General features: G+C 73.1%; 21 protein-coding genes and 3 pseudogenes. 19 read left to right on the plus strand and 5 right to left on the minus strand.

The features are described from left to right. Nucleotides 1-27: 27 nt before the first annotated feature. Genes GQS52_RS16055 through GQS52_RS16065 form a run of 3 tightly spaced genes read right to left on the minus strand, consistent with a single transcriptional unit; the run spans nt 28 to nt 3,037 of the window. Nucleotides 28-711, minus strand: a complete 684-nt coding sequence (locus tag GQS52_RS16055) for a cyclase family protein (protein WP_182314087.1) — start codon at nt 709-711, stop codon at nt 28-30. Beyond that, a complete protein-coding gene (locus GQS52_RS16060) occupies nt 711-1,913 on the minus strand; it encodes an argininosuccinate synthase domain-containing protein (protein WP_182314088.1) in 1,203 nt (400 codons plus the stop codon). Before GQS52_RS16060 ends, GQS52_RS16055 begins: the two co-directional genes overlap by 1 nt. Continuing rightward, a complete protein-coding gene (locus GQS52_RS16065; protein ID WP_182314089.1) occupies nt 1,910-3,037 on the minus strand; it encodes a TauD/TfdA family dioxygenase in 1,128 nt (375 codons plus the stop codon). Before GQS52_RS16065 ends, GQS52_RS16060 begins: the two co-directional genes overlap by 4 nt. A gap of 991 nt (nt 3,038-4,028) precedes the next feature. Between GQS52_RS16065 and GQS52_RS16070 the strand changes: the two genes are divergently transcribed. The 15 genes and pseudogenes from GQS52_RS16070 to GQS52_RS16145 all read left to right on the plus strand — a co-directional run bounded on the left by GQS52_RS16070 (nt 4,029) and on the right by GQS52_RS16145 (nt 16,590). Next, entirely contained in the window at nt 4,029-7,142 is a 3,114-nt protein-coding gene (locus GQS52_RS16070; protein ID WP_182314090.1) for a non-ribosomal peptide synthetase, read from the plus strand. Between the two features lie 366 nt (nt 7,143-7,508). Then, nucleotides 7,509-7,724 carry a hypothetical protein gene (locus tag GQS52_RS16080; RefSeq protein ID WP_182316768.1) on the plus strand — a complete coding sequence of 72 codons (216 nt, stop codon included), beginning with the start codon at nt 7,509-7,511 and terminating at the stop codon, nt 7,722-7,724. Between the two features lie 123 nt (nt 7,725-7,847). Beyond that, the gene (locus GQS52_RS16085) at nt 7,848-8,534 is read left to right on the plus strand and encodes an AMP-binding protein (protein ID WP_259370811.1); all 687 of its coding nucleotides are present in this window, start codon (nt 7,848-7,850) and stop codon (nt 8,532-8,534) included. A gap of 730 nt (nt 8,535-9,264) precedes the next feature. Beyond that, entirely contained in the window at nt 9,265-9,957 is a 693-nt protein-coding gene (locus GQS52_RS16095) for an NAD-dependent epimerase/dehydratase family protein (RefSeq protein WP_182314093.1), read from the plus strand. Between the two features lie 3 nt (nt 9,958-9,960). Beyond that, nucleotides 9,961-10,974 (plus strand): hypothetical protein, encoded by a 1,014-nt coding sequence (locus GQS52_RS16100; RefSeq protein WP_182314094.1) that lies wholly within the window; start codon nt 9,961-9,963, stop codon nt 10,972-10,974. Between the two features lie 192 nt (nt 10,975-11,166). Further along, nucleotides 11,167-11,868 (plus strand): annotated as a pseudogene (locus tag GQS52_RS27870) (MBL fold metallo-hydrolase); the annotation flags it as partial. Between the two features lie 149 nt (nt 11,869-12,017). Further along, a complete protein-coding gene (locus tag GQS52_RS27875; protein ID WP_259371218.1) occupies nt 12,018-12,206 on the plus strand; it encodes a hypothetical protein in 189 nt (62 codons plus the stop codon). Further along, a complete protein-coding gene (locus tag GQS52_RS27880; RefSeq protein WP_259371219.1) occupies nt 12,203-12,565 on the plus strand; it encodes a hypothetical protein in 363 nt (120 codons plus the stop codon). Before GQS52_RS27875 ends, GQS52_RS27880 begins: the two co-directional genes overlap by 4 nt. Continuing rightward, nucleotides 12,562-13,299, plus strand: coding sequence for a hypothetical protein (locus tag GQS52_RS16110; RefSeq protein ID WP_182314095.1), 738 nt, complete (start codon nt 12,562-12,564; stop codon nt 13,297-13,299). Before GQS52_RS27880 ends, GQS52_RS16110 begins: the two co-directional genes overlap by 4 nt. A 391-nt stretch (nt 13,300-13,690) precedes the next feature. Beyond that, on the plus strand, nt 13,691-13,834 hold the full coding sequence (locus tag GQS52_RS16115; RefSeq protein ID WP_182314096.1) for a hypothetical protein: 144 nt from the start codon (nt 13,691-13,693) through the stop codon (nt 13,832-13,834). 30 nt (nt 13,835-13,864) lie between these two features. After that, a pseudogene (locus GQS52_RS16120) lies at nt 13,865-14,682 on the plus strand (TauD/TfdA family dioxygenase). Further along, a pseudogene (gene cpt, locus GQS52_RS16130) lies at nt 14,679-15,211 on the plus strand (chloramphenicol phosphotransferase CPT). Before GQS52_RS16120 ends, cpt begins: the two co-directional pseudogenes overlap by 4 nt. A 97-nt stretch (nt 15,212-15,308) precedes the next feature. Next, a complete protein-coding gene (locus GQS52_RS16135) occupies nt 15,309-15,770 on the plus strand; it encodes an MFS transporter (RefSeq protein ID WP_182314097.1) in 462 nt (153 codons plus the stop codon). Further along, complete coding sequence (locus GQS52_RS16140) at nt 15,767-16,450, plus strand: MFS transporter (protein ID WP_182314098.1); 684 nt, start codon at nt 15,767-15,769, stop codon at nt 16,448-16,450. Before GQS52_RS16135 ends, GQS52_RS16140 begins: the two co-directional genes overlap by 4 nt. Then, entirely contained in the window at nt 16,447-16,590 is a 144-nt protein-coding gene (locus GQS52_RS16145; RefSeq protein ID WP_182314099.1) for a hypothetical protein, read from the plus strand. The genes GQS52_RS16140 and GQS52_RS16145 overlap by 4 nt, the downstream gene beginning before the upstream one ends. 694 nt (nt 16,591-17,284) lie before the next feature. Here GQS52_RS16145 and GQS52_RS16155 read toward each other — a convergent pair. Beyond that, nucleotides 17,285-17,578: an NAD(P)-dependent oxidoreductase gene (locus GQS52_RS16155; protein WP_182314100.1), complete on the minus strand. Its 294-nt coding sequence runs from the start codon at nt 17,576-17,578 to the stop codon at nt 17,285-17,287. Between the two features lie 1,318 nt (nt 17,579-18,896). On the opposite strand from GQS52_RS16155, the gene GQS52_RS16160 reads away from it, so the two are divergent. The 4 genes from GQS52_RS16160 to GQS52_RS16175 all read left to right on the plus strand — a co-directional run bounded on the left by GQS52_RS16160 (nt 18,897) and on the right by GQS52_RS16175 (nt 23,206). Then, entirely contained in the window at nt 18,897-19,769 is an 873-nt protein-coding gene (locus GQS52_RS16160; RefSeq protein WP_182314101.1) for an ATP-grasp domain-containing protein, read from the plus strand. Nucleotides 19,770-19,943: 174 nt separating this feature from the next. Then, a complete protein-coding gene (locus GQS52_RS16165) occupies nt 19,944-20,156 on the plus strand; it encodes a hypothetical protein (RefSeq protein WP_182314102.1) in 213 nt (70 codons plus the stop codon). Nucleotides 20,157-20,198: 42 nt separating this feature from the next. Then, a complete protein-coding gene (locus GQS52_RS16170) occupies nt 20,199-21,557 on the plus strand; it encodes a PLP-dependent aminotransferase family protein (RefSeq protein ID WP_346268245.1) in 1,359 nt (452 codons plus the stop codon). A gap of 86 nt (nt 21,558-21,643) precedes the next feature. Next, a complete protein-coding gene (locus GQS52_RS16175) occupies nt 21,644-23,206 on the plus strand; it encodes an APC family permease (RefSeq protein WP_182314103.1) in 1,563 nt (520 codons plus the stop codon). A 136-nt stretch (nt 23,207-23,342) separates the two neighbouring features. Here GQS52_RS16175 and lanKC read toward each other — a convergent pair whose 3' ends face one another. Beyond that, the gene (lanKC, locus tag GQS52_RS16180; RefSeq protein ID WP_259370812.1) at nt 23,343-25,913 is read right to left on the minus strand and encodes a class III lanthionine synthetase LanKC; all 2,571 of its coding nucleotides are present in this window, start codon (nt 25,911-25,913) and stop codon (nt 23,343-23,345) included. Nucleotides 25,914-25,928: the final 15 nt, after the last annotated feature.

Below are 25,928 nucleotides of genomic sequence, written 5' to 3' on the forward strand. Positions count from 1 at the left end.
TGGGTGTCCTGCTCCCGCGGGCCCCGCTCACCCCTGCCCGTCGACGAGGGCGTAGGCGCGCACCGGGAACGTCCCCATTCCGGCGACGGGGATCGGTGCGGCGTGGAAGCGGAACCGCCGGCCCGCCACCTGCTCCAGGCCCGTCATGTGCTCGACCACCGGGATGCCGGCGGCGAGCAGCCCGGTGTGGGCGGGCCTTTCCAGGTCGGCCATGTCGTCGATGTTGACCGAGTCGATGCCCACCAGCGCGGGGCGCCGGGCCACCAGCCATTCGACGGCCGCCGCGGTGAGGAACGGGTGGTCCGCGTCGCCGTACGACGGGGTGGCCCAGTGCCGGTCCCAGCCGGTGTGGACGAGCACGGCCCGGTCGGTCACCTCCAGCCCCTCGAACACCTCGGGGCCGATGCCGCTCGGGGAACCGGCCGGCACGCTGACGGCCACCCCCTCCAGGTCGACGAACCGGGACAGCGGCACCTCGGAGAGGTCGGCCCCGCCGTCGAAGCGGTGGAAGGGGACGTCGGCGTACGTTCCCGTGTTCGCCACGAGGGTGATGCGCCCGATCTGGAACTCGGTCCCGGGGGAGTACCGGTCGCGGGAGTCCGCCCGGGACATGTGGTCCTCGATCACCGGCCCCGGCAGCCCGGGGTAGGTGGTCATGCCTTCGCGCACCACGTGCGACAGGTCTACGAGTTCCCTCTTGCTGCTGGTCATCACGGAGCTCCGAATCGTCGCAGTCGGCTGGGCAGTGTGGCCAGCGACAGCCATGGCGTGTACGAGTACTCGGACATCGACGCGTGGAACGCCTTGCCGAGACGGGTGTAGTAGAGGCCGTTCGGCGAGGTCACGCCGAGCACGGTGAGCGAACCCCGGTGGAGGCGCAGCCGGACGGAACCCTCCAGCGGGCGGTCCAGGTCGGCCAGGCACCTCGCCAGGCTCTCGCCGAGGTGGCTGAACCATCCGCCCTGGACCACGGTGGTGGTCCACTCGCGGGCGATGGCCCCGCGCACCGCGTGCTCCTGGGCGGTGAGGACCGCGTTGGCCAGGACCTGGTGCGCCTTGATGACGACCGTCGCGGCGGGCGCCTCGCGGACCTCGTGGTTCTTCACCCCGAACGGGGTGTCCTCCAGGCCGGAGGACCGTCCCACACCGTGCTCGCCGGCGAGCGTGTTGAGGTGCTCCACCAGGTCGCCGAAGGCGATCGGCCGGTCGTCGAGGGCCACGGGCAGGCCGTGCTCGAAGGTGAGGAGGACCTCGACGGGGTCGGCGGCGGAGTCGGCCACGTCCCGGGTCCACCGGAAGACGCTCTCGTCCAGCCGGTTCTCCGGGCTCTCCAGGGAGCCGCACTCAATGACGCGCGCCCACGGGTTGGCGTCGATGCTGTGGATGCCCTCGGGGAAGGAGAGGCCGGCGTCCTGGAGGGCGGCCATCTTGGCCTCCCGCGGCAGGTCGGAGCCGAGGAACGGCGCGGCGACGCCGATCTCCGGGGCGAGGGCGGCGATCGAGCCGCTGAGCCTGATCGAACTGTTCTGCATGTAGGTCGCGGTGTGGCCGATCACGTCGCAGCCGTGCTCCTGCGCCACCCGGACGGCGGTCTGCGCCATGAGCGGCCTGGTGAGCGTCGAGCCGACCGGGAACTGGTCCTGGTACAGGGCGTCCGCGTGCACGGCGGCGGGGGCGAACTCGCCGAAGAACCGGTCCGTCACGTCGACGTCCACGAACTCCGCGCCGAACTTCCGGGCCTGGGCGGCGGCCGTGGCCGAGGGCTCCCGGTCGCCGATGCGCACGTTCAGCGCCGTCACCCTGGTGCCCAGGGACTGGAGCTGCTGCAGGAGGTACGTCCCGTCGAGCCCGCCGGAGTACAGCAGCAGCATGTGCTGCGGCGGCTGTTCGGTCAGTTCTTCCAGACTCGTCATGAACCTGTGCACGCCGGGTCCTCGATTCGCAGGATGGGGGCGGGGGAGGCGTCGGGGACGAAGAGGCCGATGGTCCGGAGGGAGTCGCAGACGCGCGAGCCGGGTGGACGGACCGCCCGTGAGCGGCGGATGTCCGTGACGGCGAAGCACCGCCGCAGCCAGCGGTCCGTCCCGTCGAAACGCGCGGCGAACTCCGAACGCCCGTGGATCGCGGTGCGGTTGTCGACGACGAGGAGGTCGCCCTCCTCGAGGACGCCGCCCCGCAGGGTCGACAGGAAAGCGGACTTGAGCTCCTCCAGGGCCGCCGCCGCGTCCTCGCGGAGCGGCTCCATGGCGTGGAAGTCGGCGAGGAGGTCCGGGGCGGCGGCCGTCCCGGAGAGCACGGGCAGCGGATCGGTGCGCAGGCCGGTGGAACCGTCCCCGAACGAGCTGCTCACCTTGAGGCGGAAGAGCGGTTCGCGCAGGACGGCCGTGCTCCGCGCGGACAGGAGGGGCAGCGCCCGGGCCGCCGCGCCGACGACGGTGTGCGCCTTGCGCCCGTGGTCGGGGCGCACGCACATCAAGGTGATGAAGTCGGGCTTGTGCGGGTGGAATCCGTCCTCGGTGTGGAGTTCGAGGTAGACCGTCCCGGAGTTCTCCTGGCGTCTCTCGGCACCCTCGACGGGAACGACGTCCTGGACGATCCGGCCGGCCTTCTCGTCGGCGTAGGCGATGACGTCGCCCACGGTGGACGCCACCGCGAGCTGCCCGAAGGTGGCGACCGGGAGGTCGCTCCAGCGGGGCAGGAACCCGTCGGCCGGGGTCGCGGGGGCCGCTGCGTCGGTGGGCATGTTCCGGATGAGGACCGCGCCGGCGTCGTTCCCGTGCCGGCGGAACCTGCGGAGGGCCTCCAGGACCCGTCTCGGCAGCCGCAGGCCGGTGAGTTCGGCTTCCGTCAGCAGCTCCTCGTCGTCCAGCGGCCGGCCCTCCAGCGCGCGGGCGGACGAGGCGAGGGCCTCGCCGGCCGCTTCGCGTTCGGCGTCGGTGAGCGTGAGGGTCACGTCGTCGAGCGAGGTGACCGTGCCGTGGACGGGATGAACACCCGCTGCGTCCGGCAGCAGTGTCGGTTCGCGTACCTGAATCACAGGACCCTCCCTTGCGTCGAGAATGATTCCGAGGTTCGGCCGTCCGAATCGGCACAGTTGGTCCGGCATGCGCGGACCGCGCACGGGCCAGTCGGAGTGCACCGGATTCGACCGTTCTTCTCGCCGGTGCGGCGGAAAATGCATCGGGGCGGCCGGAGATAAACATCCTCCGGCAGCTGGTGGGGCGGCGACTTCGGAGGGTCTGGTCACTTCCGGAGCGGCCGGAGCAGCGGCCGGACCTGCGCCACGACTTCTTTGGCTGCGGGTCTGTTCACCAGCGGCTCCGGTGCCGGCGGCGCCTGAATGTGCGACACCGCGCATTTGAATGGCGCATCCGGGCGCAGTGCGGTGTGTCGCTCAAGAAGACGCCCCCGTGTCAAGGCCTTCGCCTCATGCGTTTGCCATTGAAGCAGAGAGGTTTGGTGGGCGCAAGAGGCCTCTTTCTGCGGGGAGTTGGTCCTCAAGATTGCCTCTTGCCTCCCCTCCGGGGCCAACCTACAGTGTCTCTCGCGGCTCACGAGGCTGGCCGATCAGAGCGTTGACGGGGGATATTCCGTGAGGTCCAGAACGGATACGTCGGGCGGGGAGTGCTTACCCGTCGGTATTGCGTTTCCCCGGTTCACGGCTCCGGCTCCGGGAAGACGGTCCCGGGCATTCTCCGGATACGGCCCCCGGGAGTGGTGCGCACGTTTGCGCACGCTCCCGCCGGTCGGCCGCCGGCCGGAGGGGCGCACATTACGCGCCCCGGTCCCCCCTGTCCATACAGGGGTGGCACCCTTTCGGCTCTTGCTGTGCGCGCACAGGTCGCGCCGACGTGGTTTTCCAGTCCTGACCTTCACCGGAACGCCATTATGTCCGGATCCGGAAGATTTCACTGGAATGAGCGGCATTCATATCCGCTCGTAATTCCTTCCGTTGCGCCCGAGGTCGCACGATCTGCGGCGGAAGCATTGCGCATGGCAGAGGAAAAAAGACCCGTGGATTTTTGCAAATGAGCCGCCCCACCATTCACGGCCTGATAACCGCGCAGGCCCGGGTGAATCCTGACCTCCCGGCCGTCGAGGACGGCACCGAGTGCATCGACTTCCGTGAACTGGAGCGCCGGTCCGACGCGGCGGCGCGGCGGTTGAGGGAGCACGGGGTCGAGCCCGGCGTGTTCGTCGCCGTGTCACTGGAACGCTCCGTCGCCATGGTGGTGACCCTCCTGGGCGTCCTGAAGGCCGGCGGCAGCTACGTCGCACTCGACGTCGCGCACCCGGAGGCCCGGCTGCGCTGGATCGTCGAGGACGTCGCCCCGCGGCTGGCGGTGGCGAGCCGGACGCTGCGGGACGCGGTGCCGGCCACCGGCATTCCGCTCCTGGCGGCCGAGGACGTGGCCGGTGCGCCGGAGTCGTGCGCGCCGGGCACTGCCCCCGCGCCGCCCGGGAACGCGGCGGAGCTGCCCGACGGCGATCCCGAGCGGCTCGCGTTCATCACCTACACCTCGGGCACCACCGGCCGCCCCAAGGGCGTCATGGCCGTGCACGACTCCGTCGCCTACTTCATGGGCATGATCGGCCCCTATCTGGGCCTGGGGCCCGGCACCCGGTTCCTCCAGTTCTACCCGCTGACCTGGGAGACCCAGGCGCTGGACATCTACGCGGTCCTCGCCGCCGGCGGCACCGTGGTCGTCCCTCCCGCCGGGACCGAGACGGCCGGGCCCGGCCTGGTGCAGTTCCTCCGGGACGCCCGCGTCACCGGGGCGATGCTGCCCCCCGCGCTGCTCGCCGAGCTCACCGAGGAACCGCCGGTGCCCACCCTGCACACGCTCGCCTACATCGGTGAGCGGTGCCGGCCGCAGGCCGCCGAGCGCTGGGGGCGCGGCCGGCGCCTGGTCAACCTCTACGGACCCACCGAGGTGACCGTCGCGGCCAGTGCCTCGGACGAGCGCCGGCCCGGTGAGGCGCCCCCCATCGGCAAGCCCCTGCCCGGCCGCGAACTGCACGTCCTCGACGAGCGGATGCGGCCCGTGGCGGACGGGGAGCCCGGCGAGCTCTACGTCGGCGGCCGGGGCCTGGCACGCGGCTACTGGGGACTTCCCGAGCTCACGGCACGGCAGTTCCCCCCGGACCCGTTCAGCGGCCGGCCGGGCGCCCGCCTCTACCGCACCGGCGACCGGGTGCGCCTCCTGCCCGACGGCAACCTGGACTTCCTGGGCCGGGTGGACGGACAGCTCAACGTCCGGGGCCAGCGCGTGGAACGCGGCGAGGTCGAGGCGGCGATGGCGGCCCACCCGGGTGTGCAGTCGTGCGCGGTGGTCGTCCAGGGCGACGGCCCGGACGCCAGGCTCGTCGGCTTCGTCGTCGGCACTCCCGGGATCGAGGAGGAACTGCCCGGGCGGCTCGCCGAGGAGCTGCCGCCGGTCATGGTCCCGTCGTTCGTCGTGCGCCTGGAGCGCCTTCCGCTCAACCAGCACGGCAAGGTGGACCTGGCGGCGCTCCGCGCGCACCGGGTGCACGGGGCGGGCCCCCGCACCGCCGGCCCGGCGCCCGGGACGGTGCCGGAGAAGGAACTGGCCCGCATCTGGGAGGACGTGCTGGGCGTGGAAGGGGTCGGCACCGCCGACGGCTTCCGTGCCCTGGGCGGCACCTCGCTCCAGGCCATCAGGGTCCAGAACCGGGTCCGCGAGCACTTCGGCGTTCCGCTGACCGTCCGCGAACTGCTGGGCACCCGCACGCTGGGCGAGCTGGCGGCGGTCCTGGCAGCCGGGGGCGGGGAACGGGCCGCGCTGCCCCCGCTCACCCGGACGGACGACGCCGGCGCCTCCCACCCCGCCTCCCTGCACCAGCGGCGGCTGTGGGCGCAGGCCCGGATGAAGCAGGCGGCGTCCGTCGCCTACAACGAGACGTCCGCCCTCCACGTGACCGGCCCGCTGGACGTGCCCGCCCTGCGCCGGGCCGTACAGGACCTGGCGGACCGCCACGAGGCCTTCCGCAGCAGCCTGCACCTGGACGGCGCCGACCTCCGCGTCGACGTCGCCCCGCAGGTGACGGTGGAAATGGCCGAGGAGGACCTGACGGGGTCCCCCGACCCCCGCGCGGAGGCCGCCCGGCGGGCCGCGGAACTGGGCGCCGAACCCTTCGACCTGGAGCGCGCACCGCTGTTCAGGGCGGCCCTGCTCACCGTGGCGGCCGAGGAGCGGGTGCTGGTCCTCGTCACCCACCACACCGTCGCGGACGGCCTCTCGCAGGACGTGCTCGACCTCGACCTGGCGACGTGCTACGCCGCACGGCGGGAGGGCGGGCAGCCGGCCCCGCGGCCCCGGGACGGGCTGCGGCCGCGCGACCACGCGCTCTGGCAGCGCGCCACGGCCGGGCACCCCGCCCTCGCGGCGGGGCTGGACCACTGGCGAGCCCTGCTCGACGGGGCGCCCACCGAGGCGAACCTGCCCACCGCGGCGCCCAGGCCGGCCTCGTTCAGCCACCGCGGCGGACGGGTCGAGCACGCCACCGGCCCCGGGTTGCGCGCCGCGGTGGAAGGACTGGCGAGGGAGGCCGGCACCACCCCGTACGGGGTGTGCCTCCTCGCGCTCGCCCTCCTGGTGTCGCGGCTCACCGGCCGGCGCGACGTACTCGTGGCGTCCCCGTTCTCGGGGCGCCCGAGCCGGGAGGCCGAGGACGTGATCGGCTTCTTCACCAACACCGTGGTGATGCGGGTGACGCTGGACGACGCGCCGGAACCGCTCTCTCTGCTGGGCACGGTGGAGGAGCGGATCCAGGAGGCGCTGGAGCACCAGTACGTCCCGTTCAACGACGTGGTGCGGGCGGTCGGGGCACGGGCCGGCGTGTCGGGCCAGCCCCTCGTCCAGGTGGTCCTGGCCCATCAGGGCCCGCTGCGCCCCCGTGCCGCGCTCGCCGGCACCCGTGTCGTGCCGTGGCTCGTCGACAACGGCACGGCCAAGGCCGACCTGACCGTCGAGATCAACGAGGTCGGGGACGAGCTGGTGGTGGTGCTGCCGTACAGCGCCGATGTCATGGACCTGCCGTCGGCGGAACGGGTGCTGGCCGACTACATCGGCATCCTGCGCGAACTGACGGCCGGCCGGACGGACGCCGGGGAGCCCTGAGCCGCCGGCCGGTACGCACCGTTCCTCCTGCCCGTCCGCCCAGCGGCGGGCCCCCAACCGACAAGCCAACCAGAGGGGAAGTCCAGTGGACCTTTCCACGCTCCTTGCTCACCAGCTGGGCGGACGGGGCAGCCGGGTCGCCCTGGAGTCCGGCGCGCGAACCTGGTCGTACGCCGACCTCGACCGGGTCACCCGGGACCGCGCCGCGCAGCTGCGCGCGCTGTACCCGGAAGCCGTACGGGTCGTGTTGGCCGGAGAGCACACCGCGGAAGCGCTCGTCTGGGCGCTGGCGGTGATGCGTGCGGGGCTGGTGTACACCCCGCTCAACCCGGACTGCCCCCGGAACGGGTCCGCGAGGCCGTACGGGTGGCCGGACCCGACCTGGTGGTCTGCTGCACGCCCGGCGCCCTGCGCGAGCAGGACATCGGGCGGCCGGTGATCACCGCGGACCGGCCGGCCGACGAGGCGCCCGAGGCGCCCGAGGCGTCCGGGGAGCCCGGCGAGAAGCCGGCCTCGTGGCCCGTGCAGGAGGTGGCCTACTCGGTGTTCACCTCGGGTCGAGCGGGCTGCCCAAACTGGTGAACGTCGGCCACCGCGGGATCGAGCAGCTCTGCCGGGCGCAGGCCCGCCTGTTCGGCATCGAGCCGGGCGTCCGGGCTGCAGTTCTCCTCGCTGGCCTTCGACGCCTCCCTCTCCGAACTGCTGGTGACGCTGTACGCGGGCGGCACGCTGGTGGTGCCCGAGTGGGACGGCGGCTCGTGGGTGAACGCCGTGGGCCGGTACCTGGCCGAACACGGCTGCGACGTGGTCACGCTGCCGCCGTCGGTGTACGCGCGGCTGAACGACGAGGCGCGCAAGGCGATCGGTACGGTCGTCTTCGCCGGGGAGGCCCTGACCGAGGTGGAGTTCCGGGCCGCGGCCCGGTTCAGCCGGGTGCTCAACGCCTACGGCCCCACCGAGGGCACCGTGTGCTTCTCCGTGGCGGAGCCGAACCGGTTCACCACCTCGGTCGGCCGTCCCATCGACGGGTACGCGGCGCGCGTCCACGACCGTGAGCGGAACGTGTACGCCCCGGCCGGACGCGGTGAGCTGGTGATCGTCGGCGACGGGGTCGCGCTGGGCTACGAGGGCGCGGAGCGGGCGGACGGGCCGTTCACCACGGTGGAGGGCAGCCCCGCGTACCACACCGGCGACGAGGTGGAACTGCGCGACGGCGAGGTGTTCTACCTCGGCCGCCTCGACGACCAGGTCAAGCGGCTCGGCCACCGGATCGCCCTGACCGGCCTGGAGGGCAGGCTCTCCAGGCTGTTCGGGTCGCGGGTCGCGGTCCTGGAGCAGGACGGCTCCCTGGTCCTCGCGCACACCGCGACCGGCCGGCCGAGCCGGAGCTGAAGGCGTGGCTGCGCGAGCTGCTCCCCAAGTGGGAGGTGCCGGACGTCCTGCTGGAGGTCCCCGAGATCCCGGTCACCCACACCGGCAAGGTCGACAAGGACGCGCTGCGGGACCTCGCGCGCCGCGCCGGCGCCGAACCGCGGCCCGAGGCGGCCGGACCGCTGCCCGGGGCGGACGACCGGGCGTTCGTGAGCGGCCTGGTCGAGGAGGTGCTCGGCACCGCGATCGACCCCGGCACCTCCTTCTTCGACGCGGGGGGCGACTCCTTCGGACTGGTGCAGCTGCAGGTGAAACTCTCCCGGACGTACGGGGAGGCGCGTGCAGAAGGCCTTCGACCTGCTCAACTACGACTTCACCGTCGAGGGCTTCACCGCCGCCCTGGGCGACCGGCCGCAGCCCGCGCCGTCCCCGGTGGCCCCGGTGTTCCGCGAGGTCTCCGCCGAACTGGCGGAACTGCCCGCGGCCCTCGCCCGGTTGCGCCCGGAGGCCGGCGGCGACCCGCAGGCGGTCACCGTCACCGGGGCCGGCGGATTCATCGGCGGGCACGTGCTGGACCGGCTGCTCGGCACGGGCCGCCCGCTCACCGTCGTCACCACCAGCAACCCCGGGCGGCTCGTCGAGCGCCACTGCGCGCGCTTCGGGCGGCGGCAGGCCGACTTCGCGGACGTCCGTTCCTGGGCTACGGCGACCTGGAGACGGCCGCGGGGACACCGGCGGCTGGGGGGCCGTCGTGCACTGCGGCTACGAGGTGAACCACGTGCTGCCGCTGGAACGGCAGCTCAAGGGCAGCGTCGCCACCACCGCGGCCCTGGTGCGGGCGGCGGCCGCCCGGGGCGCGCACCGCTTCGTGTTCGTCTCCGCCGCGTCCGTCGGCCAGGAGTTCCTGCCGTTCACCGAGGAGAACCTCGCGGCCGTCGGCGACCCGTACTCCCAGTCGAAGTTCCTGGCCGAGGCCTACGTCGGAGCGCTGGACGGCGACGCGTGCCGGGTCGACCTGCTGCGCGCCGGACTGGTGTACGGGCACACGCCGGGCGACGCCGCCTTCCTGGACGACGTCTTCGCCAACCTGCTGCGGATCTCCGGGAAGGAGGGCGTCCTGCCGCGGCTGACCGGCCTGGTACCGGTCTGCCACGTCGCCGACGTCGCCGACGCCGCGCTGGCCGCGGCCGCGGGAAGGACGCAGGAGCGGCGCTCCGTCATGGTGCAGCGCACGTACGACGTCGAGGAACTGCGCGCGGAGCTCGGGGACGTCCGCCCGGTGGACCCGCAGGAATGGCTCGCGGCGGTGACCGGGTCGGGCAGCGCGGACCCCCGCGTACTGGCGGCCCTCCGGCTCTGGCTGAACGAGCCGGGCTGGACCGGGCCGGTGCGCACCACGTGCCGGCCGATCGTCCGGGAACTCATCCAGACCTTGGAGATCTGACGCATGAATTCTGATGTGGCCACCACCACGGCCCCCGAGCAGCGCTGGGATCCGGGTGACCCGCTCGACACGGCCTTCGTCGACGACGAGGTCCGCATCCGCGAGGAACTCCGCCGGGGCGACTTCACCCGCTGGCGGCAGCCCGGCGGCCACGTGCTGCACGAGGAGCTGACCGGCCTCCCCGAGCGACTGTTCCTCTTCGAGGCCGACGGCCGCTGGTACGCCGGCTGCAAGACGATCTCCGACTACGTGCTGGACAAGGGCATGCCGGGGGTCTTCTGCAGCCGGGTGTACTGGTACAACGTGGTCGGCACGGTGGAGTCCGTGCGGACGTCCGTCACGGACGCGCGGATCGTCTTCCGGCCGCTGGACGAAGCCGGGCGCCGCGCCGCGTTCGAGGCGGTCACCCCGCTCACCGAGATCGTCCACCCCTTCGCCAAGCAGCGCGAGCCGGGCCGGGAGAAGACCAGCCCCGCCGACGGCTGGCTGGTCACCGAGGAGCGGGCCGCCTTCCTCGGCCTGGGGGAGGAGCACATCCGCAGGTACACCCGGGAGCGGTTCGGCCCGTGGCTCGAGACCGCCGCCGAGGAGGTCCTCGCCTACGACCCGGCCTGCTCGACGGGCCAGTTCCTGTCCGAGTTCGCCGCCGCGGACCCGGCCCGGATCCGCACGGTGGGCCAGGACCTGAGCCGGCAGATGACCGAGTTCGCCGCCTCCCGCCTCGACCGGGTGGCTGCGGCGACGCCATGCGCCCCGCGGTCGCGCCGGGCAGCGTGGACATCCTGTTCAGCAGGTTCCTCAACTCCGAGGTCGTCTCCACCGCCAGGCCCGGGCGATCCTGCCGGGGCTGGCCGCCACGCTGCGCCCGGGCGGCACCATGGTCCTGCTCGGGCACAGCCCCGTCCTGCTCGACGCCCCGGACCTGGAGGGCGCCGGACTGCGCGTGCTGCAGACGGTCGCCCGCCAGGACGACTGCCTCTTCCAGTACTACGTGTGCGAGTACGGAGGCTGACGTGACCCTTTCCCTGAAGAAGAACGTCATCGCGGAGCCGGCCGTCGCCGGGTGGTACGCCTGGTCGTACCTGATCCCGCCCAGACCCTGGCGAAGTACCTGAAGAACCACTACCGGAACATCGTCGAGTCCTACCTCGCCGACCGGAGACCCACCGCACGGCACTGAAGCAGGCCCGCTTCCAGGGCGGCCCCTTCGTGCACGAGCAGGAGGGCTCGTACGACCGGATCCGGCTCTGGTACGAGGCCGCGCGCGAACGGCAGGCACCGCTCCTCGAACTCGCCGACGCCGTCGACGAGCTGGAGCAGAAGATCCTGCCCGCGCAGACCGGGGCGTCGATGGAGCAGGTGTACAAGCAGCTGCCCGAGCCGCTGGCCGGCCGGGTGGAGCTGTTCTACAACCGGGACAACCGCACGCCCGACTACCGGTTCATCGAACCGTTCCTGTACGCGTCCCCGTACTTCGACCGCGCGCTGCAGCAGGTCAGGTTCTCCGAGATCCACCGGGACGCCCGCGAGTTCGCCCTGACCACCCCGGTGCTGGAGTACACCCCCGAGCAGGTGCTGGTGGACCTGCCGCTGGACTCGGAGCTGCTGGACACGGTCTTCCGCGGCGGACTCGCCCCGGAGGAGCTGGACCGGGTGGTCGCGGACCTCGGCCTGGCCGGGGAACGCGCCGCGACGTTCCGGGGCTTCTTCGAGGAGGACCGGGAGGCGGCCCCCGGACCGCGGGACGGCGGCGAGGACGTCGTCGAGTACGTCGGCCACGCCTGCGTGTTCGTCCGCCACCGGGGCACCACGTTCCTGGTCGACCCGGTGGTCAGCTACAGCGGCTACTCGCGGGAGAGCGACGGCAGGTTCACCTTCGACGACCTGCCCGAGCGCATCGACTACGTGATGATCACGCACAACCACCAGGACCACATGCTCCTGGAGACCCTGCTCAGGATCCGCCACCGGGTGGGGCGCGTCGTCATCGCCAAGTCCGCCAACTCCAGCCTCGTCGACCCCGACCTCAAACGGATCCTGACGCTGCTCGGCTTCCGGACGTGGTGGAGCTCGACGACCTGGAGACGCTCGGCACCCCCGGCGGCACCATCACCGCGGTGCCCTTCCTCGGGGAGCACGGCGACATCCGGATCCGCACCAAGTGCGGCTGGATGCTGGACCTGGACGGCACCCGGGTGCTGTTCGCCGCGGACTCCACCAACGTCTCGCCGCAGCTGTACCCCCTGTGACGGCCGCGCTGGGCCGGGTGCACACCGTGTTCATCGGCATGGAGAGCGTGGGCGCGCCGGTCAGCTGGCTCTACGGCCCGCTCTTCCCGGAGAAGCTGGAGCGCCGGACCGACGCGGGCCGGCGGCTCAGGGGCAGCAACTTCGAGCAGGCGGCGGCGATCGTCGACGCGCTCGGCGCCGACTCCGTCTACGTGTACGCGATGGGGCAGGAGCCGTGGCTCGGCGCGGTGATGTGCGTCGAGTACGACGAGACGCACCCGGCGATGATCGACAGCGACCGGCTGGTCGCGTACGTCAGGGAGCGGGGCGGCACCGCGAAGCGGCTGTTCCTGCACGAGTCGATGGCGGTGCGCCCGTGAGCCCCGGCAAGCAGCACGTCGTCCACATCGGGTTCCACGCCTCCGAGGCGCACACGGTGGACTTCGACGCGGACCACGTGACCGTGGTGATGTCCCGGTCGAGCGCGGCCCGGCTGCCCGCCGAGCTGGCGTCGAGGTTCGCCCGGATCGCCGTGCTGGACCTGCCGGACTCGGACGACCTGGACACCTACGACCGGGCCGTGGACCGCATGCGCGAACTCGTCGCCGGGCTGGCGGCCGAGTTCGGCCCGCCCGCGGCGATCGTCGCCCTCTACGAGCACACGACCCTCCCCGCGGCCCGGCTGCGCGAGCACTTCGGGGTGCCGGGCACGGACGTGCGGACCGCGCTCCTGTGCCGGGACAAGGTCCCGATGAAGGAGGCGCTGGCGGGCACGGGCATCCGCGTACCGCGGTTCCTCGCCGTGGGGGCCCGGAGACCGGCCCCGCGGAACTGGCCGAGTTCGCCCGCCGGACGCCCGGCCGGATCGTCCTCAAGCCGCGCAGCCAGGGCGCGAGCATCGGCGTGCGCATCCTCGACGACGCCGCGGCGCTCCTCGCGCTCGCCGAGGCCGGGGGCATCGAGGAGGGCCACGAGGTCGAGGAGTTCGTGGAAGGCTCGATCCACCACATCGACGGTGTCGTCCGGGACGGGGAGATGCGCTGGTTCTGCGCCTCCCGCTACCTCGACACCTGCTTCGACTTCCAGTACGGCAACGTCCCGCTGGCGGCGGTGACCCCCGACGACCCCGGGCTGGTGGCGCGGATGCGGGAGTTCACCGGCACCGTACTGCGCAGCCTGGGGCTCACCGACAGCACGTTCCACCTGGAGCTGTTCCACACCCCGGACGACGAGCTGGTCTTCCTCGAGATCGGGAACCGCTTCGGCGGGGCCGGCATCAGCTGGCACCAGCGCACGGTCTACGGCGTCGACCTGGCCCGCGAGGCGGCCCTGGCCTGCCTGGGCCGGCCGTCGGAACTGGCCGGGAGCACGACCATGCTGGACCACCGGGAGGTGGGGGCCTCCGGCTGGCTGTACATGCCGGCGGTGGCCGGACCCGCCCGGGTCGTCGGGATCACCGGACTCGACACGCTGCCCGACTCGGTGGTGGGCATCGACACCCGGCGGTGGGCGACGTGCTCGACGCCGGCGGCGACGTCTGGCCCACGGCGGGACGGTTCCTGCTCAGCGGGGAGTCCGCGGTCTCGGTCGAACGGGACATGGAGCGGATCGTCAACACCTACACACTCACAACGAAGGCAGGGGACTAGTGGCCCGCAAGAAGCTCGGCACACATCGGGGTGGTCGTCGACGACTACCGGCTGGACCCGGCCGACCCCGGGCTCCGCGACTTCGTCACCGAGCTGCTCCTGCAGCACAAGGCGGTCTTCTTCAAGAGCCAGCACCTCGACCGCCACACCTTCATGGAGGTCGCGAAGCGGCTCGGCAGGACCGAGGTGCACCCCTTCATCTCCGAGGACGAGCCGGTGGTGCACGGCATCTCGCCGTTCCAGCCCTACCACGAGTACCCCGAGATCACCGGCATCTACCACGACGAGAAGCACACCGGGAACCTCAACGCCTGGCACAGCGACCTCAACTGGCGGGAGGTCCCGACCTTCGGCTCGATCCTCCGCGCCGTGCAGATCCCGCCCCGCGGGGGCGACACCCTCTGGGCCAACATGGCGGCGGCCTACGCGTCGCTGAGCGACGAGGTCAAGGAGCAGCTGGACGGACTGCGGGTCGTCCACGACTGGATGCAGATCTATTTCCCCGCGTTCGACGGGAACGACGAGGCGCTGAGCCGGATGCGGGAGAAGTATCCGGCGCAGTCCCACCCGCTGGTCCTCACCCATCCTTTCACCGGTGAGAAGTCCTCTTCTCGAACAAGGTCTCCGGTGTCCGCATCGAAGGCCTCGAAGAGGCGGAGAGCCGGCGGATTCTGGATATGGTGCACCAGTTGGCATGGCGGCCGGAATTCCAGTGCCGCTTCTCGTGGGAGGAGGGCGACGTGGCGATCTGGGACAACCTGGCGAGCCAGCATTACGCCGTCTCCGACTACTGGCCGCACGTCCGCAAAATGGAACGCATTACTCTCGAAGGCGAGCCGATCAAGTGAGTACTCAAGTCATTGTCCTGAACGGCGGGTCCAGCTCCGGCAAGACCGGGATCACCCGCTGCCTGAAGGCGATCCTCCCGAACCCGTGGATCAACCTCGGCGTGGACGACCTGATCGACCGGCTGCCGCCGTCGCTGGTCGAGTCGGGTTCCGGCGTCGCGTTCGGGCAGCAGGGCGAGGTCGTGCTCGGGGACGGCTTCCGCGAGATGGAGGCGGCCTGGACGGAGGGCGTCGCCGCGATGGCGCGGGCCGGGGCCCGGATCATCATCGACGACGTGTTCCTCGGCGGGGCGGCCTCCCAGGAGCGCCTGCGCGGCCACCTCAAGGGCCTCGAGGTGCTCTGGGTCGGCGTGCACTGCGACCCCGAGATCGCGGCCGGCCGCGAGATCGCCCGCGGCGACCGGGTCGCCGGCATGGCGGCTCGCAGGCGGAGATCGTGCACAAGGGCGTCGTCTACGACGTCGAGGTCGACACCACCCGCACCGAGTCCCTGGACTGCGCCCGGGCCATCGCCGCCCACGTGAGCTGAGGCACCCCGGTGGGCACGCCCGCGCGCGCGGGCGTGCCCACCGCTGCCGTCCTGCACGGGGCTGCCGTCCCGCACGGAGAAGGAGAGAGCAGAGAGCATGGACAGTACGGATTCCGACGGGTCCGGGGCGGCCCCGGCCGTGAGCCGCCCGCCGGGGCGGCCGCCCTCGCAGAAGACGTGGCACAAGTTCTGGCTGCTGACCTCCGCGGCGTCGGCCTCCGAGCTGGGCAACACCTTCCTGCACCTGGCGATGCCGTGGACCATCCTGGCCAGTACCGGCTCGCCCCTGATGGCCGCGCTCAGCCTCGGCGTGCAGTACCTGCCGTTCGTCGCGTCGCCCCTCCTGGGCGCCCTGATCGACGGCTACGAGCGGCGCGCGGTCTTCATGGTCTCGGAGCTGGTGCAGGGCGTGCTCGTCGCGCTGACACCGTTCCTGCTCATGGCGGACCAGGTCGAACTCGTCCTGCTGGTCCTGCTGGTCGCCGGGTGCGGAACCGTGACCTCCAACCTGACGAGCGACTTCAGCCTGCTGCCCATGCTCGCGCCGAGGACCGCGTGACCGAGGCGTACAGCAGGTTCGGGGCCGCCACGGAACTGGCCCGGTGCGCCGGGCCCGCGGTCGCCGGTGTGGTGCTGGCGGCCGTCGGCGGGTACTGGGCGCTGTGGATCGACGCCGCGACCTTCCTCCTCACCGCACTGGTCGCGCTCGCACTGCCGCGGGGGGAGAAGCCGGTCGTCGAACGCGGCTTCCTGCGCATGCAGGCCGAGGGCTTCCGGAGCTTCCGGCGGATCAAGGGCGTGCCGCGGCTCACCCTGGTGCTCTCGGTGTACAACCTCGGCGCGGGGGCCGTGCCCACCGTCATCCTGGTCCTCGCCGCCGGCACGTGGGGCTGGTCCAGCGGCTGGGTGGGCGTGGTGCTCGCCACGGGGGCCGCCGGCAGCGCGCTCGGGTCGTGGCTCGGCGGCCGGGTCTGGGCGGACGCGCCGTCGGAGCGCCGCATCGGGCTCTGGTTCGCGGTCTGCGCGGTCGCCTGCGTCGCCCTGCTGGCCCCGTGGGAGGCAGTGGTGGTCCTCGGCTTCTGCGCCCTGATGGCCGGCGAGGGGGGCATGAACGTCACGACGAGCGAGTACCGCTTCCGGGCCATACCCGAGAAGGTGTCGGGCCGGGTCAACGCCGTGATGCGGGCCTTCATCCTGGGCGGCGCCGCCCTGTCCTCCTGCTCCTCGGCTGGTCGGTGACGCTGCCGGAGAACGTGCTGCGGTTCGCCCCGGCACTGGTCACCTCGGCCGTGGCGGTCCTGCTCTGGGCCGGTGTGCGCAGCGCCCGCGGGGCCTCCCGGGCCGGGCGGGAAGTCCCGGAACAGGCCCAGGGGGCCTAGGAGAGGGCCCGGCGGGGCCCGAGAAGCGGTGGCCCGGCGGGTGCCGCGCCACCGTCCCAACCGCACTCTGCGAGAGGAATCCGAATGCTCTACATGTTCGCCTTCGACAAGGTCGGCATCGTGGTGGGGGACCTGTACTTCGTCGACCCCGAACCCCTCAAGGGCCAGGAGAGCCCCGAGCACGGGGTCCGCCTGGAGCTGAGGGTGGTCGAGCAGGGCACGCTCGTGGACTCCGTCTACGCGGCCTATCCGATCACCGTGGGCCGGCCGTGTGGCGCGCCGACTTCCTGGAGTCGGTCGACGGAAGGCCCGGGAGCTTCGACCGCACCCACCACCACCCGTGTTCACCGGCTGGGACCCGGGCGACCGGGTGTTCGTCCGCGAGCTGTCCGCGGACCCGCTGGGCTGGCTGGGGGAGGGCTGGCCGACCTCGACGGCCTGCTGAAGACGGCCGGCTTCCCCGCCGACACGGCGGGCCCGGCCGACGCCGAGGAGCTGCGCAGGGCGGCGCCCGAGATCGTGGACGCGACCCGCAGGCTGCTCGACGGGTCCGCGCGGGCGAGCTCGGCAACCCGCCGGAGGGCCGGCCGCCCGCCCCCGTGGAGGGACAGCTGCAGGCGCTGGTCCGCTCCGGCTGGCTGTGAGCCGCGCGGGTGCCGGCCCCCGTGCCGGAGGGGGCGGCACCCGCGGTCCGTCAGTAGCCCTCCCCGCCGATCACGTTGACCAGCGGCTCACCGGCCGCGTAGCGGACCAGCTGGGCCTTGGCCAGGGCCATCGCCCTGGCCGGCGGCGTGCCGTTTCGACCCGGCGGTGTGCGGGTCAGCAGGAGCCCGGGGGCGGACCACAGCGGATGGCCGGCGGGCAGCGGCTCCGGCGCGGTCACGTCGAGCGCCGCGTACAGCCGGCCCCCGCGCAGTTCGGCGACCAGGTCCTCGGTGACGACGAGGCCTCCCCGGCCGGCGTTCACCAGCAGGGCGCCGTCCCGCATCCTCCCCAGAACGAGGCGTCCACCAGGCCGGCGGTGGCCGGGGTCAGCGGCAGGAGGAGGACCACGATGTCCGCCTCGGGCAGCAGCCCGGGCAGCTCTCCACGCCGTGCACGACTCGCGCGGCCGCCGGGCCACGGCCGTGATCCGGGCGCCGAACCCGGCCAGCGCCGGGGACACCGCGGCGCCGAGCGAGCCGTGCCCCACGAGCAGGACGCGCTTGCCCTCGAGGCTGTCCGTCTGCGTGTAGTCCCCCGCTCGTCGCGCCGGGCCTGCTCGAAACGGGGCAGCCGCAGCAGGTGGGCCAGGACGACACCGGTGACCCCTCGGCGACCGCCCGGTCGTACGCTCCCCGGGCGTTGCACAGCACGACGCCGTCCGGCACGTGCGGCCTGATCCACTCCACGCCAGCGGACTCCAGCTGCACCAGCCGCAGCCGGGGGAGTTTCCGCGAGCCGGGACAGCCCCGCGTCCGTGAGGCCGTAGGGCGGGACGACCACCTCCACCGTGTCCGCCGACGCGGGGAGCTCGGGCCCCCCGGTCCACACGTCGGCCGGAAGCCGGCCGGAAGCCCGCCCATGAGCGCCTCCGACTCCGCGGTGGGCAGCCATACGGTGATCACGCCCCGCCTCCCCGGCCGGGCCGCCCCGCCGTGCCCGCCCGGCACGGGCCGGAGCGTTTCGCGGGGTGGAATGCAGAGTTCCCCCGATTTTTCGTCGCACGAAGATCCATGCGGCGCACATTAGCGTCCGGGCCGCTCGCGGTCACACGGCCGGACGGTGAAGATGTTTTCCCGGTCCCCGCGCGGATCCGCGATTCCGGACGGCGGGACGGAATGCGCCGGCCGGACAGCCGATTTCGGTCCGGAGGGACGCCGAACGGATTCCTGGCAACTCCCTGCCGGAATTCCGAATTGGTCCCGTAACCCATTGACACCCGTTCGGGGGGCCGTAAGAATCAGGCCCGTTCGAAATCCTGTCCGGCGGGGCAGTCGCCAACTGTTCGCCGGTCCGCCTGCACCGTCTTTCGCCCGGTCGTGGCGTTGATCCCGCCACTTCGCCCGGCGGCGGCCGAAATCCGTGAACGGCGCTGCTGCTTCTCCCCGGACCCGGTCGGGGATTCCCGGCGCGCCGTTCGTCCCCGGCTGCTGCACGGCTGCTGCCGCACGGCAGCCGCACAAAGCCGGTGACCCCTCCACGGGATCCACCCGTTGCCGCCCGTACCGCCCGTGCGAACCCGCCCCGCGGGGCGCGGGCCGGCCACCGGTCGCGCCGGGAGCCCGTGACCGCAGCTCGTCCCCGCACAGACCGAAGGAACCGTCATGACCGACCTGGCCGTTCACACCCCGGGCCGCCCGCAGGACGCGCCGGTCCTCCTGCTCGTCGGCAGCGGGTACCGCCCCTACCGCGAGTACATCCTGGCCGCGGTCTCGAAGCACTACCGGCTCTGGCTCCTCGACTCGGCCGAGGCGACCTGGCAGCTGGCGTACTGCGCGGGCGCCACGCGCGTCGACACCCGGGACGCGGAGGCGGTGCGCGAGGCGGCGGCTGGCCGTCGCGGACTCCCTGCCGGTCGTGGGCGTCTTCACCTACGACGAGACGCAGGTCGTCTTCTGCGCCCGCCTCGCGCAGGACCTCGGGCTGCCGGGCAGCCCGCCCGAGGCCGTCACCAACTGCCGCGACAAGGCGGCCACCGCGCCGCGCTCGCCGCCGCCGGCGTGCCCCAGCCCGCCTCCCGCACCGTCGCCACCGCGGAGGAGGCACTCGCCGCGGCGGAGGAGATCGGGTACCCGGTGATCGTCAAGGCGCGCGCCATGGCCGCCAGCTTCGGCGTCGTCCGCGCCGACGGCCCCGGGGACGTCGCCGCCGCGTTCGCCACTGCGGACGGCACCGAGTTCATGAACCTCCCCCGCTACCCGGAGAACGTGCTGGTGGAGGAGTTCCTCACCGGCCCGGAGATCAGCGTCGACGCGTCGTCCACGACGGCCGGTCATGCCGACCGTCATCGCGCACAAGCGGCTCGGCCCGGAACCGTACTTCGAGGAGACCGGGCACGACGTGGACGCCCGCGACCCGCTCCTCGCCGACGAGGAACTGCTCGACCAGCTCGGCCGGATCCACCGCGCACTCGGCTTCGTCAGCGGCGCCACCCACTCCGAGTTCAAGCTGACCCCCGCCGGCCCGCGCCTGGTTGAGGTCAACGCCCGGCTCGGCGGGGACCTCATCCCCTACCTCGGCCTGCTGGCCACGGGGGTCGCCCCACCGTCGCCGCCGCGCACGTCGCGGCCGGCCGCGAGCCCGACCTCACCCCGAAGCACCGCAGGGCCGCGGCCGTCCGCTTCCTCCTGCCCGAGGGGCGCTGCCGGACCGTGGAGGTCGTCGTCCACCGGGACCGCTTCGGGCCGACGATCCACGAGACGGGCACCACCGCGGAGCCGGGCGACGAACTGGCCCTCCCCCCGGCCGCGTTCCTCACCCGCTACGCCCACGTCATCGCGGTGGGGGACCCTGGACCAGGTCGTGGCCGACCTCCGGGAGCCCGAGCGCCTGTGGAACTCCGCGCCGACGTCCTGCCCGGCTGAAGCCGGCCCGCCGCGATCCCGGAGACGAGAACAGGACCCCGCATGACCAGTGTTTCCGAGGACGTCGGCAGCGCTCCGGCGGACCCGGCCGGGGCGCCCCCCGGCGTCCGGCTGGACGCCGCCGAACTGCACGCGTCGGTGAGCGACCCGGTCCTCACGTCCATGACCCTGCTCAACGAGATCGCCGGGCGCTACCCGGACGCCGTTCCTTCGCCGCCGGCCGCCCGTACGAAGGGTTCTACGAAGTCGCACGCTCGGCGGCCACCTGCAGACCTTCGAACGGCACCTGAGGGACGACCTCGGCCTCGCCCCGAGACGTGCGGCGGACCTTCTTCCGTACGGCCGCACCAAGGGTTCATCCACCACCTGATCGCCCGCCACCTCGGGAACGACGAACGGACCGTGGTGGACCCCGAGGCGGTGGTGGTGACCACCGGGTGCCAGGAGGCCATGGTCCTGGTGCTCCGGGCGCTGCGCCGCGACGACCGCGACGTCGTCCTCGCGGCGTACCCCGCGTACGTCGGCTTCCTCGGCGCGAACCCGGATCGTCGACATGCCGGTGCGCCCGGTGGCCGAAGGGCCGGGCGGCATCGACCTGGCCGACCTGGCCGTGCAGATCCGCCGCGCCCGGGCCGAGGGGCTGCGCCCGCGCGCTGCTACGTGGTCCCCGACTTCGCCAACCCCAGCGGCGTCAGCATGTCGGCGGCCGACCGCCGAAGCCTGCTCGACCTGGCCGAACGGGAGGACATCCTCGTACTGGAGGACAACCCGTACTCGATGTTCCACTCGGGCGGGGACCGGCTGCCCACCGTGAAGTCCATGGACACCGGACGGCGCGTGGTCTACTTCGGGTCCTTCGCGAAGACGGCCCGCCGGGGCGAGGGTGGCTACGTGGTGGCGGACCAGCCCATGGCGGACGGCGCGCTGTTCGCCGACGAGCTCGCCAAGCTCAAGAGCATGCTCACGCTCAACACCTCCACGGTCGCCCAGGCCGTCGTGGGCGGCTTCCTCCTGGAGAACGACTGCAGCGTGGAGCGCGCCACCGTGCGGGAGGCGCAGGTCTACCGCAGGAACCTGCGGGCCGTGCTCACCGGGCTCCGGGAGCGGTTCGGCGACCACGGCCCGGTGCCGGGCTCCGGGGTCTCGTGGAACGTCCCGCAAGGGGGCATGTTCGTCGTCGTCACCCTGCCCTTCCGCGCGGACGACGCCGTGCTCGAGTACTCCGCGGACCGCTTCGGGGTGCTGTGGACGCCCATGCACCACTTCTACGCGGGGGACGGCGGATCGCACCAGATCCGGCTGTCCTTCAGCGTCCTGTCCGCCGAACGGATCGGCCTGGGGCTCGACCGGCTGGCCGCCCTCGTCGCCGACCGCGTCCGGCCCGGAACACGTACCACCTGACCGCACCAGACCGGGACACCGCATGGAACTGACAACACGTCGACCCGCCGTACCCACCGTCGGAGAACGAACCGTGGAGGTACAGCGTGACGACCACCGCGACGGGGCCCGAGACCCCGCCGAAGCCGGGACAGGACCAGCGCCTCCGGCGCGAACTCGGCTTCTGGAGCCTCACCGGCGTGGCCTTCGGCGGCATCATCGGCTCGGGCTGGCTGTTCGGCTCGTTCTACGGCGCGCAGGCGGCGGGCCCGGCGGCCGCCCTCTCCTGGCTGATCGGCGGTGCCGCGCTCACCCTGGTCGCGCTGGTCCTCATCGAACTGGGCGCCGGCACGCCGGAGGCCGGCGGCATGGTGCGGTGGCCGCGGCTGGCCAACGGGCCGCTCGCGGGCACCCTCATCGGCTGGACCATGCTCCTCGCCGTCGCCAGCACGATGGCCGCCCAGGCCTCGGCCATCGTGCAGTACGCCAACCGCTACCTGCCGGGCATGTACGAGGACGAGGCCCTGACCACCGCGGGCCGGTTCGCCGCAGCGGGCCTGCTCCTGCTGCTGGTCGTGCTGAACTGGTTCGGGGTCAAGCTGTTCGCCCGGCTGAACCTGCTCGTCACCGTGGTGAAGGTGCTGGTCCCGGTGCTCACCGTGGTGGCGCTGCTCATGTCGAGCTTCCACCCCGGCAACATCTCCGCGGGCGGCGGCGTCGCCCCCTACGGGTGGTCGGCCGCGCTGACCGCGATCGCGAGCGCGGGCATCATCTACGCCATCGACGGCTTCGCCTCCCCGATCGAGCTGTCCGCCGAGGCCAAGAACCCCCGGCGGGACATACCCCGCGCGGTGCTGACCGCCATCGGGCTCTCGGTCGCCCTGCACGTGGTGCTCCAGCTGACCTTCATCCTCGCCGTGCCGACGGAACAGCTCGACTCGGGATGGCGCGGGCTGAACTTCGCCTCGCCCTTCGGCGAACTCGCGCTCCTGCTCAACCTCAGCTGGCTGGCCGCCGTCGTCTACGCCGACGCCGTGTTCTCACCCGGCGGATCGACGTACGTCGCGGTGGCGGCCGGCAGCCGGGAGACCTACGCGGTCGCCAAGAACGCCGCACTGCCGCGGCTGTTCTCCGTCGTGTCGGAGCGCGCGGGCGTGCCGCGGAACGCCATGGCACTGAACTACGTCCTGAGCGTGATCATCCTGTTCCCCTCCAGCGGGTGGCGCGACATCATCACGATGGTCGGCGCGCTCGCCCTGCTGACCTACTCGCTGTGCTCGGTGGCGGCCGGCACGTTCCGCGCCGCCGCCCCCGAACGGCTGGCGGGCTGGGTCCGGGGCCTGGGCTGGATAGCACCCGCCGGCTTCGTGGTCGCCTCGGAACTCGTGTACTGGTCGGCCTGGGAGAACCTGCGCATCGCGCTGCCCGAACTGCTGGCCGCCGTGCTCCTGTTCTCCGTGCTGCGCCGCCGGACGGACCTCCGGGCCGAACTCCGCACCGGTGCCTGGCTCCTCGGCTACCTCGGGTGGATGCTGGTGCTGTCCGGGCTCGGCAGCTTCGGAGGCGCCGGGGTGATCCCCGCGCCCTGGGACACGGTGGTGGTGGCCCTGTGCGCCCTGGCCACCTACCGGTGGGGCGTCCGCTCGGGCGTGGAGTACCTGCGGCGCTGACCGTGCCGCCTGCCGGCCCCGCACTCCCGCCGGCCCCGTACGGGGCCGGCGGGAGTGCGGGGCCGGCGCGGGTCGTTCGCCGGTCATCAGCCGGTCATGAGGGGCAGGAAGTGCCTCCGGTCGCCGAGGACGGAGTTCAGGGCGAGCAGGACGCCGGCCGAGCCGGTGGCGAGGTCGGCGGAGAACCGGCGCAGGCCGGCGCCGGGAAGTACAGCCCGCCGTCCGGCCGGGCCACCGCGTGCCAGGCCAGCCGGCGCACCTGGGCCAGGACCTCGGGGCGGCCGTCGGAGCGCCCGTCGGGGCGGCCGTCGGGGCCGGGGAAGCGGTCCAGCATGGCGAGGAGGCCGGAGCGTCCCCGGAACAGGCCCGGCTCCCGCACGAACTCGTTGGCGCAGCCGTGGCCCACGGCGGAGACGAAGCCGGCGAGCTCCGGATCGTCGGCGTGGGCGAGGTAGTGCCGGGCGACGAGGGCCGGGCCGCCGCTGCCGCCGTCCAGGTAGAGGGTGTGCCGGCGGCCGTTCTTCACCTGGCGGGTGCCGTCCGGCATGGTCACGCAGTGGCCGGTCTCCCAGCGCAGCGCCTCGCGGGCGGCGCGCAGGTACCGCTTGTCGCCGACGGTCTCGTACAGCCGCAGGTGGAGCAGGGCCGCTCCGCTCATGCCGTGGATCAGGCCGGCGGTCCCGGGCAGCACGGGGGCGGGCTGCGCGCCGTCCGCGGTGCCGTCCGAGGTTCCCCCCGGGGCGCCGTCCGGGTCGAGCAGGGCGGCGAGGCGGTCGGCGGTGCGGACGGCCTCGTCGAGGAGGGCGCCGTCGCCGGTGACGGCGGAGAAGTGGAGCAGGGCCAGGGCCGTGCCGACCTGCCCGGAGAACATGCCGACGGCGGCGGGCCGCCGGGCGGCGCGGGCCCGCTCCAGGACCTCCAGGGCCTCCTGGGTGCGGCCGAGTTCGTGGAGGACCACCGCGGTGCCGGACAGTCCGTCGTACAGGCCGGGTGCGGGCGCGGCCCGCCGGGCGGCGTCGACCAGCCAGTCGGTGTACTCGGCGGGGACGGGGACCTGCGCGCGGTGCAGCGCGAACAGGACGCCGGCCGCGCCGTGGGCCAGGCCTGCGCCGCCGGAGCGGAACACCTCCGGGTCGGCGGGGAACAGGCGGTCCGTGCGCTCGGGGGTCGCGCCGGCGCGGATGCCGGCCGCCAGCCGGTCCCGCAGGGACGGCCAGTCGAGGCGGTCGGCCCCGAACAGCTCCCGCACGACGGCCTCGCCCCCGGCGGACGGCGCGGGCGCCCCGGCCGCCGCACGCCCGGCCGGGGCGGCGGGCAGGCGGGGGCCGGCGTCGGCCGGGAGGCCGAAGCGCTCGCGGACGAACGCCTCCATGGCCCCGACCTTGCCCGGTTCGCGGTCCGCCAGCTCCGGCATCGGCATGAGCATCATCCGCCAGGCGGCGCGCAGGGCGTGCCGGTCGGCGTCGGCCCGGGACAGCCCGGCGGGGGCGGCGAAACCGGGGGCGCCCATCACCGGGCCGGCGGCCTCGTCCAGGTCCGCGGCGTACTCGAAGTCGATCAGGACGACCGAGCCGTCGGGGCGCAGCAGGATGTTGCCGGGGTGCAGGTCGCCGAAGGCGAGGCCGCGGCCGTGCACGGCGTCCAGCGCCTCCTCCAGGCGCTCGGTCACCCCGGACACCCACCGCAGGTACTCGGCGACCGCCTCGTCCGTGACGTTCCGGTGCACCAGCGGGTACCGGGCCACCACGGCCTCGAGCAGCCGCTTCCCCTCGATGTACTCCTCGACCAGGAAGTGGTGCTCCCACACGGTGCGCACCTCGTGCACCCGGGGCACGCAGTCCAGCCCCTCCAGCCGCCGCAGTGCCCGGTACTCGCGGTGCAGGCGTTCCACGGCGTCGGTGCCGGTGCCGTCGAGGCCGCTGTGGGGGCGGGCCTCGCGCAGCACCACTTTCTCCCCGGTGTCGCGGTGCTCGGCCAGGTAGATGCCGCCGGCGTTGGAGAAGTGCAGCGCTTCGACGACCGTGTACGGGAAGTCGTCGTCGCGGGCTTCCCGGCGGGCCTCCAGGTGGGGTTCCAGGACGTCCGGCACGTCCACCCACTCGGGGGTGCGGAACACCGGGCCCCGGAGGTCGGGGACCAGTTCGCCCGAGGGCGCCCGCAGCGCCGGGACGGGCGTGCCGTCCTCGCCGGTGCACCAGCGTTCCACGAAAGCGCCGTAGCGCACGAAGACGGGGCCGGCGCCGATCCGCAGGTCGCTGAGGACGTAGGGGCCCCGCTGTCCGTCCAGGGCCCGCACCAGTTCGGGGAGCAGCTCACGGAACTGCTGCTCGTCGGCCGGGTAGACGGTGACGAACTTCCCGCTGCTCGAACGGCTCATGTACTTGTCGGCGGCCAGCAGCAGGGCGGTGCGGCTGCGCAGGAACTTGAACGGGACACGGCGCTCCGTGCAGATCCGGGCGGCGGTGTCGAGGGTCTTCCCGGCGTCCTCGGGGACGGCCGACAGGTGGATCTTCCAGCCCTGCTCGGCCGGCTGCGTCCCGGTGGGCACCATCGAGACCCACAGCCCCCGGGAGGAGCGCCGCCAGCCCGGCGGGACGGCGGCCTCGGCCAGGGGGTAGCGGGTGTCCTCGTCGCGCATGCGGTCCGGGGTGTCGTAGTACAGCCGGTCGGCGACGCAGTACAGCTGGGTGCTCTGGGGGTCCGGCATCGTGCTTCTCCCTGT

This window comes from Streptomyces sp. SCUT-3 (genome assembly GCF_014083985.1).
GTDB classification, from domain to species: domain Bacteria; phylum Actinomycetota; class Actinomycetes; order Streptomycetales; family Streptomycetaceae; genus Streptomyces_H; species Streptomyces_H thermolineatus.

Bases quoted from the DNA above. Each gene is read 5' to 3' on its own strand.
- GQS52_RS16055 (WP_182314087.1), bottom strand. From the start codon at position 711: ATGACCAGCAGCAAGAGGGAACTCGTAGACCTGTCGCACGTGGTGCGC.
- GQS52_RS16060 (WP_182314088.1), bottom strand. From the start codon at position 1,913: ATGACGAGTCTGGAAGAACTGACCGAACAGCCGCCGCAGCACATGCTG.
- GQS52_RS16070 (WP_182314090.1), top strand. From the start codon at position 4,029: ATGAGCCGCCCCACCATTCACGGCCTGATAACCGCGCAGGCCCGGGTG.
- GQS52_RS16100 (WP_182314094.1), top strand. From the start codon at position 9,961: ATGAATTCTGATGTGGCCACCACCACGGCCCCCGAGCAGCGCTGGGAT.
- GQS52_RS16135 (WP_182314097.1), top strand. From the start codon at position 15,309: ATGGACAGTACGGATTCCGACGGGTCCGGGGCGGCCCCGGCCGTGAGC.
- GQS52_RS16155 (WP_182314100.1), bottom strand. From the start codon at position 17,578: ATGCGGGACGGCGCCCTGCTGGTGAACGCCGGCCGGGGAGGCCTCGTC.
- GQS52_RS16160 (WP_182314101.1), top strand. From the start codon at position 18,897: ATGACCGACCTGGCCGTTCACACCCCGGGCCGCCCGCAGGACGCGCCG.
- GQS52_RS16170 (WP_346268245.1), top strand. From the start codon at position 20,199: ATGACCAGTGTTTCCGAGGACGTCGGCAGCGCTCCGGCGGACCCGGCC.
- lanKC (WP_259370812.1), bottom strand. From the start codon at position 25,913: ATGCCGGACCCCCAGAGCACCCAGCTGTACTGCGTCGCCGACCGGCTG.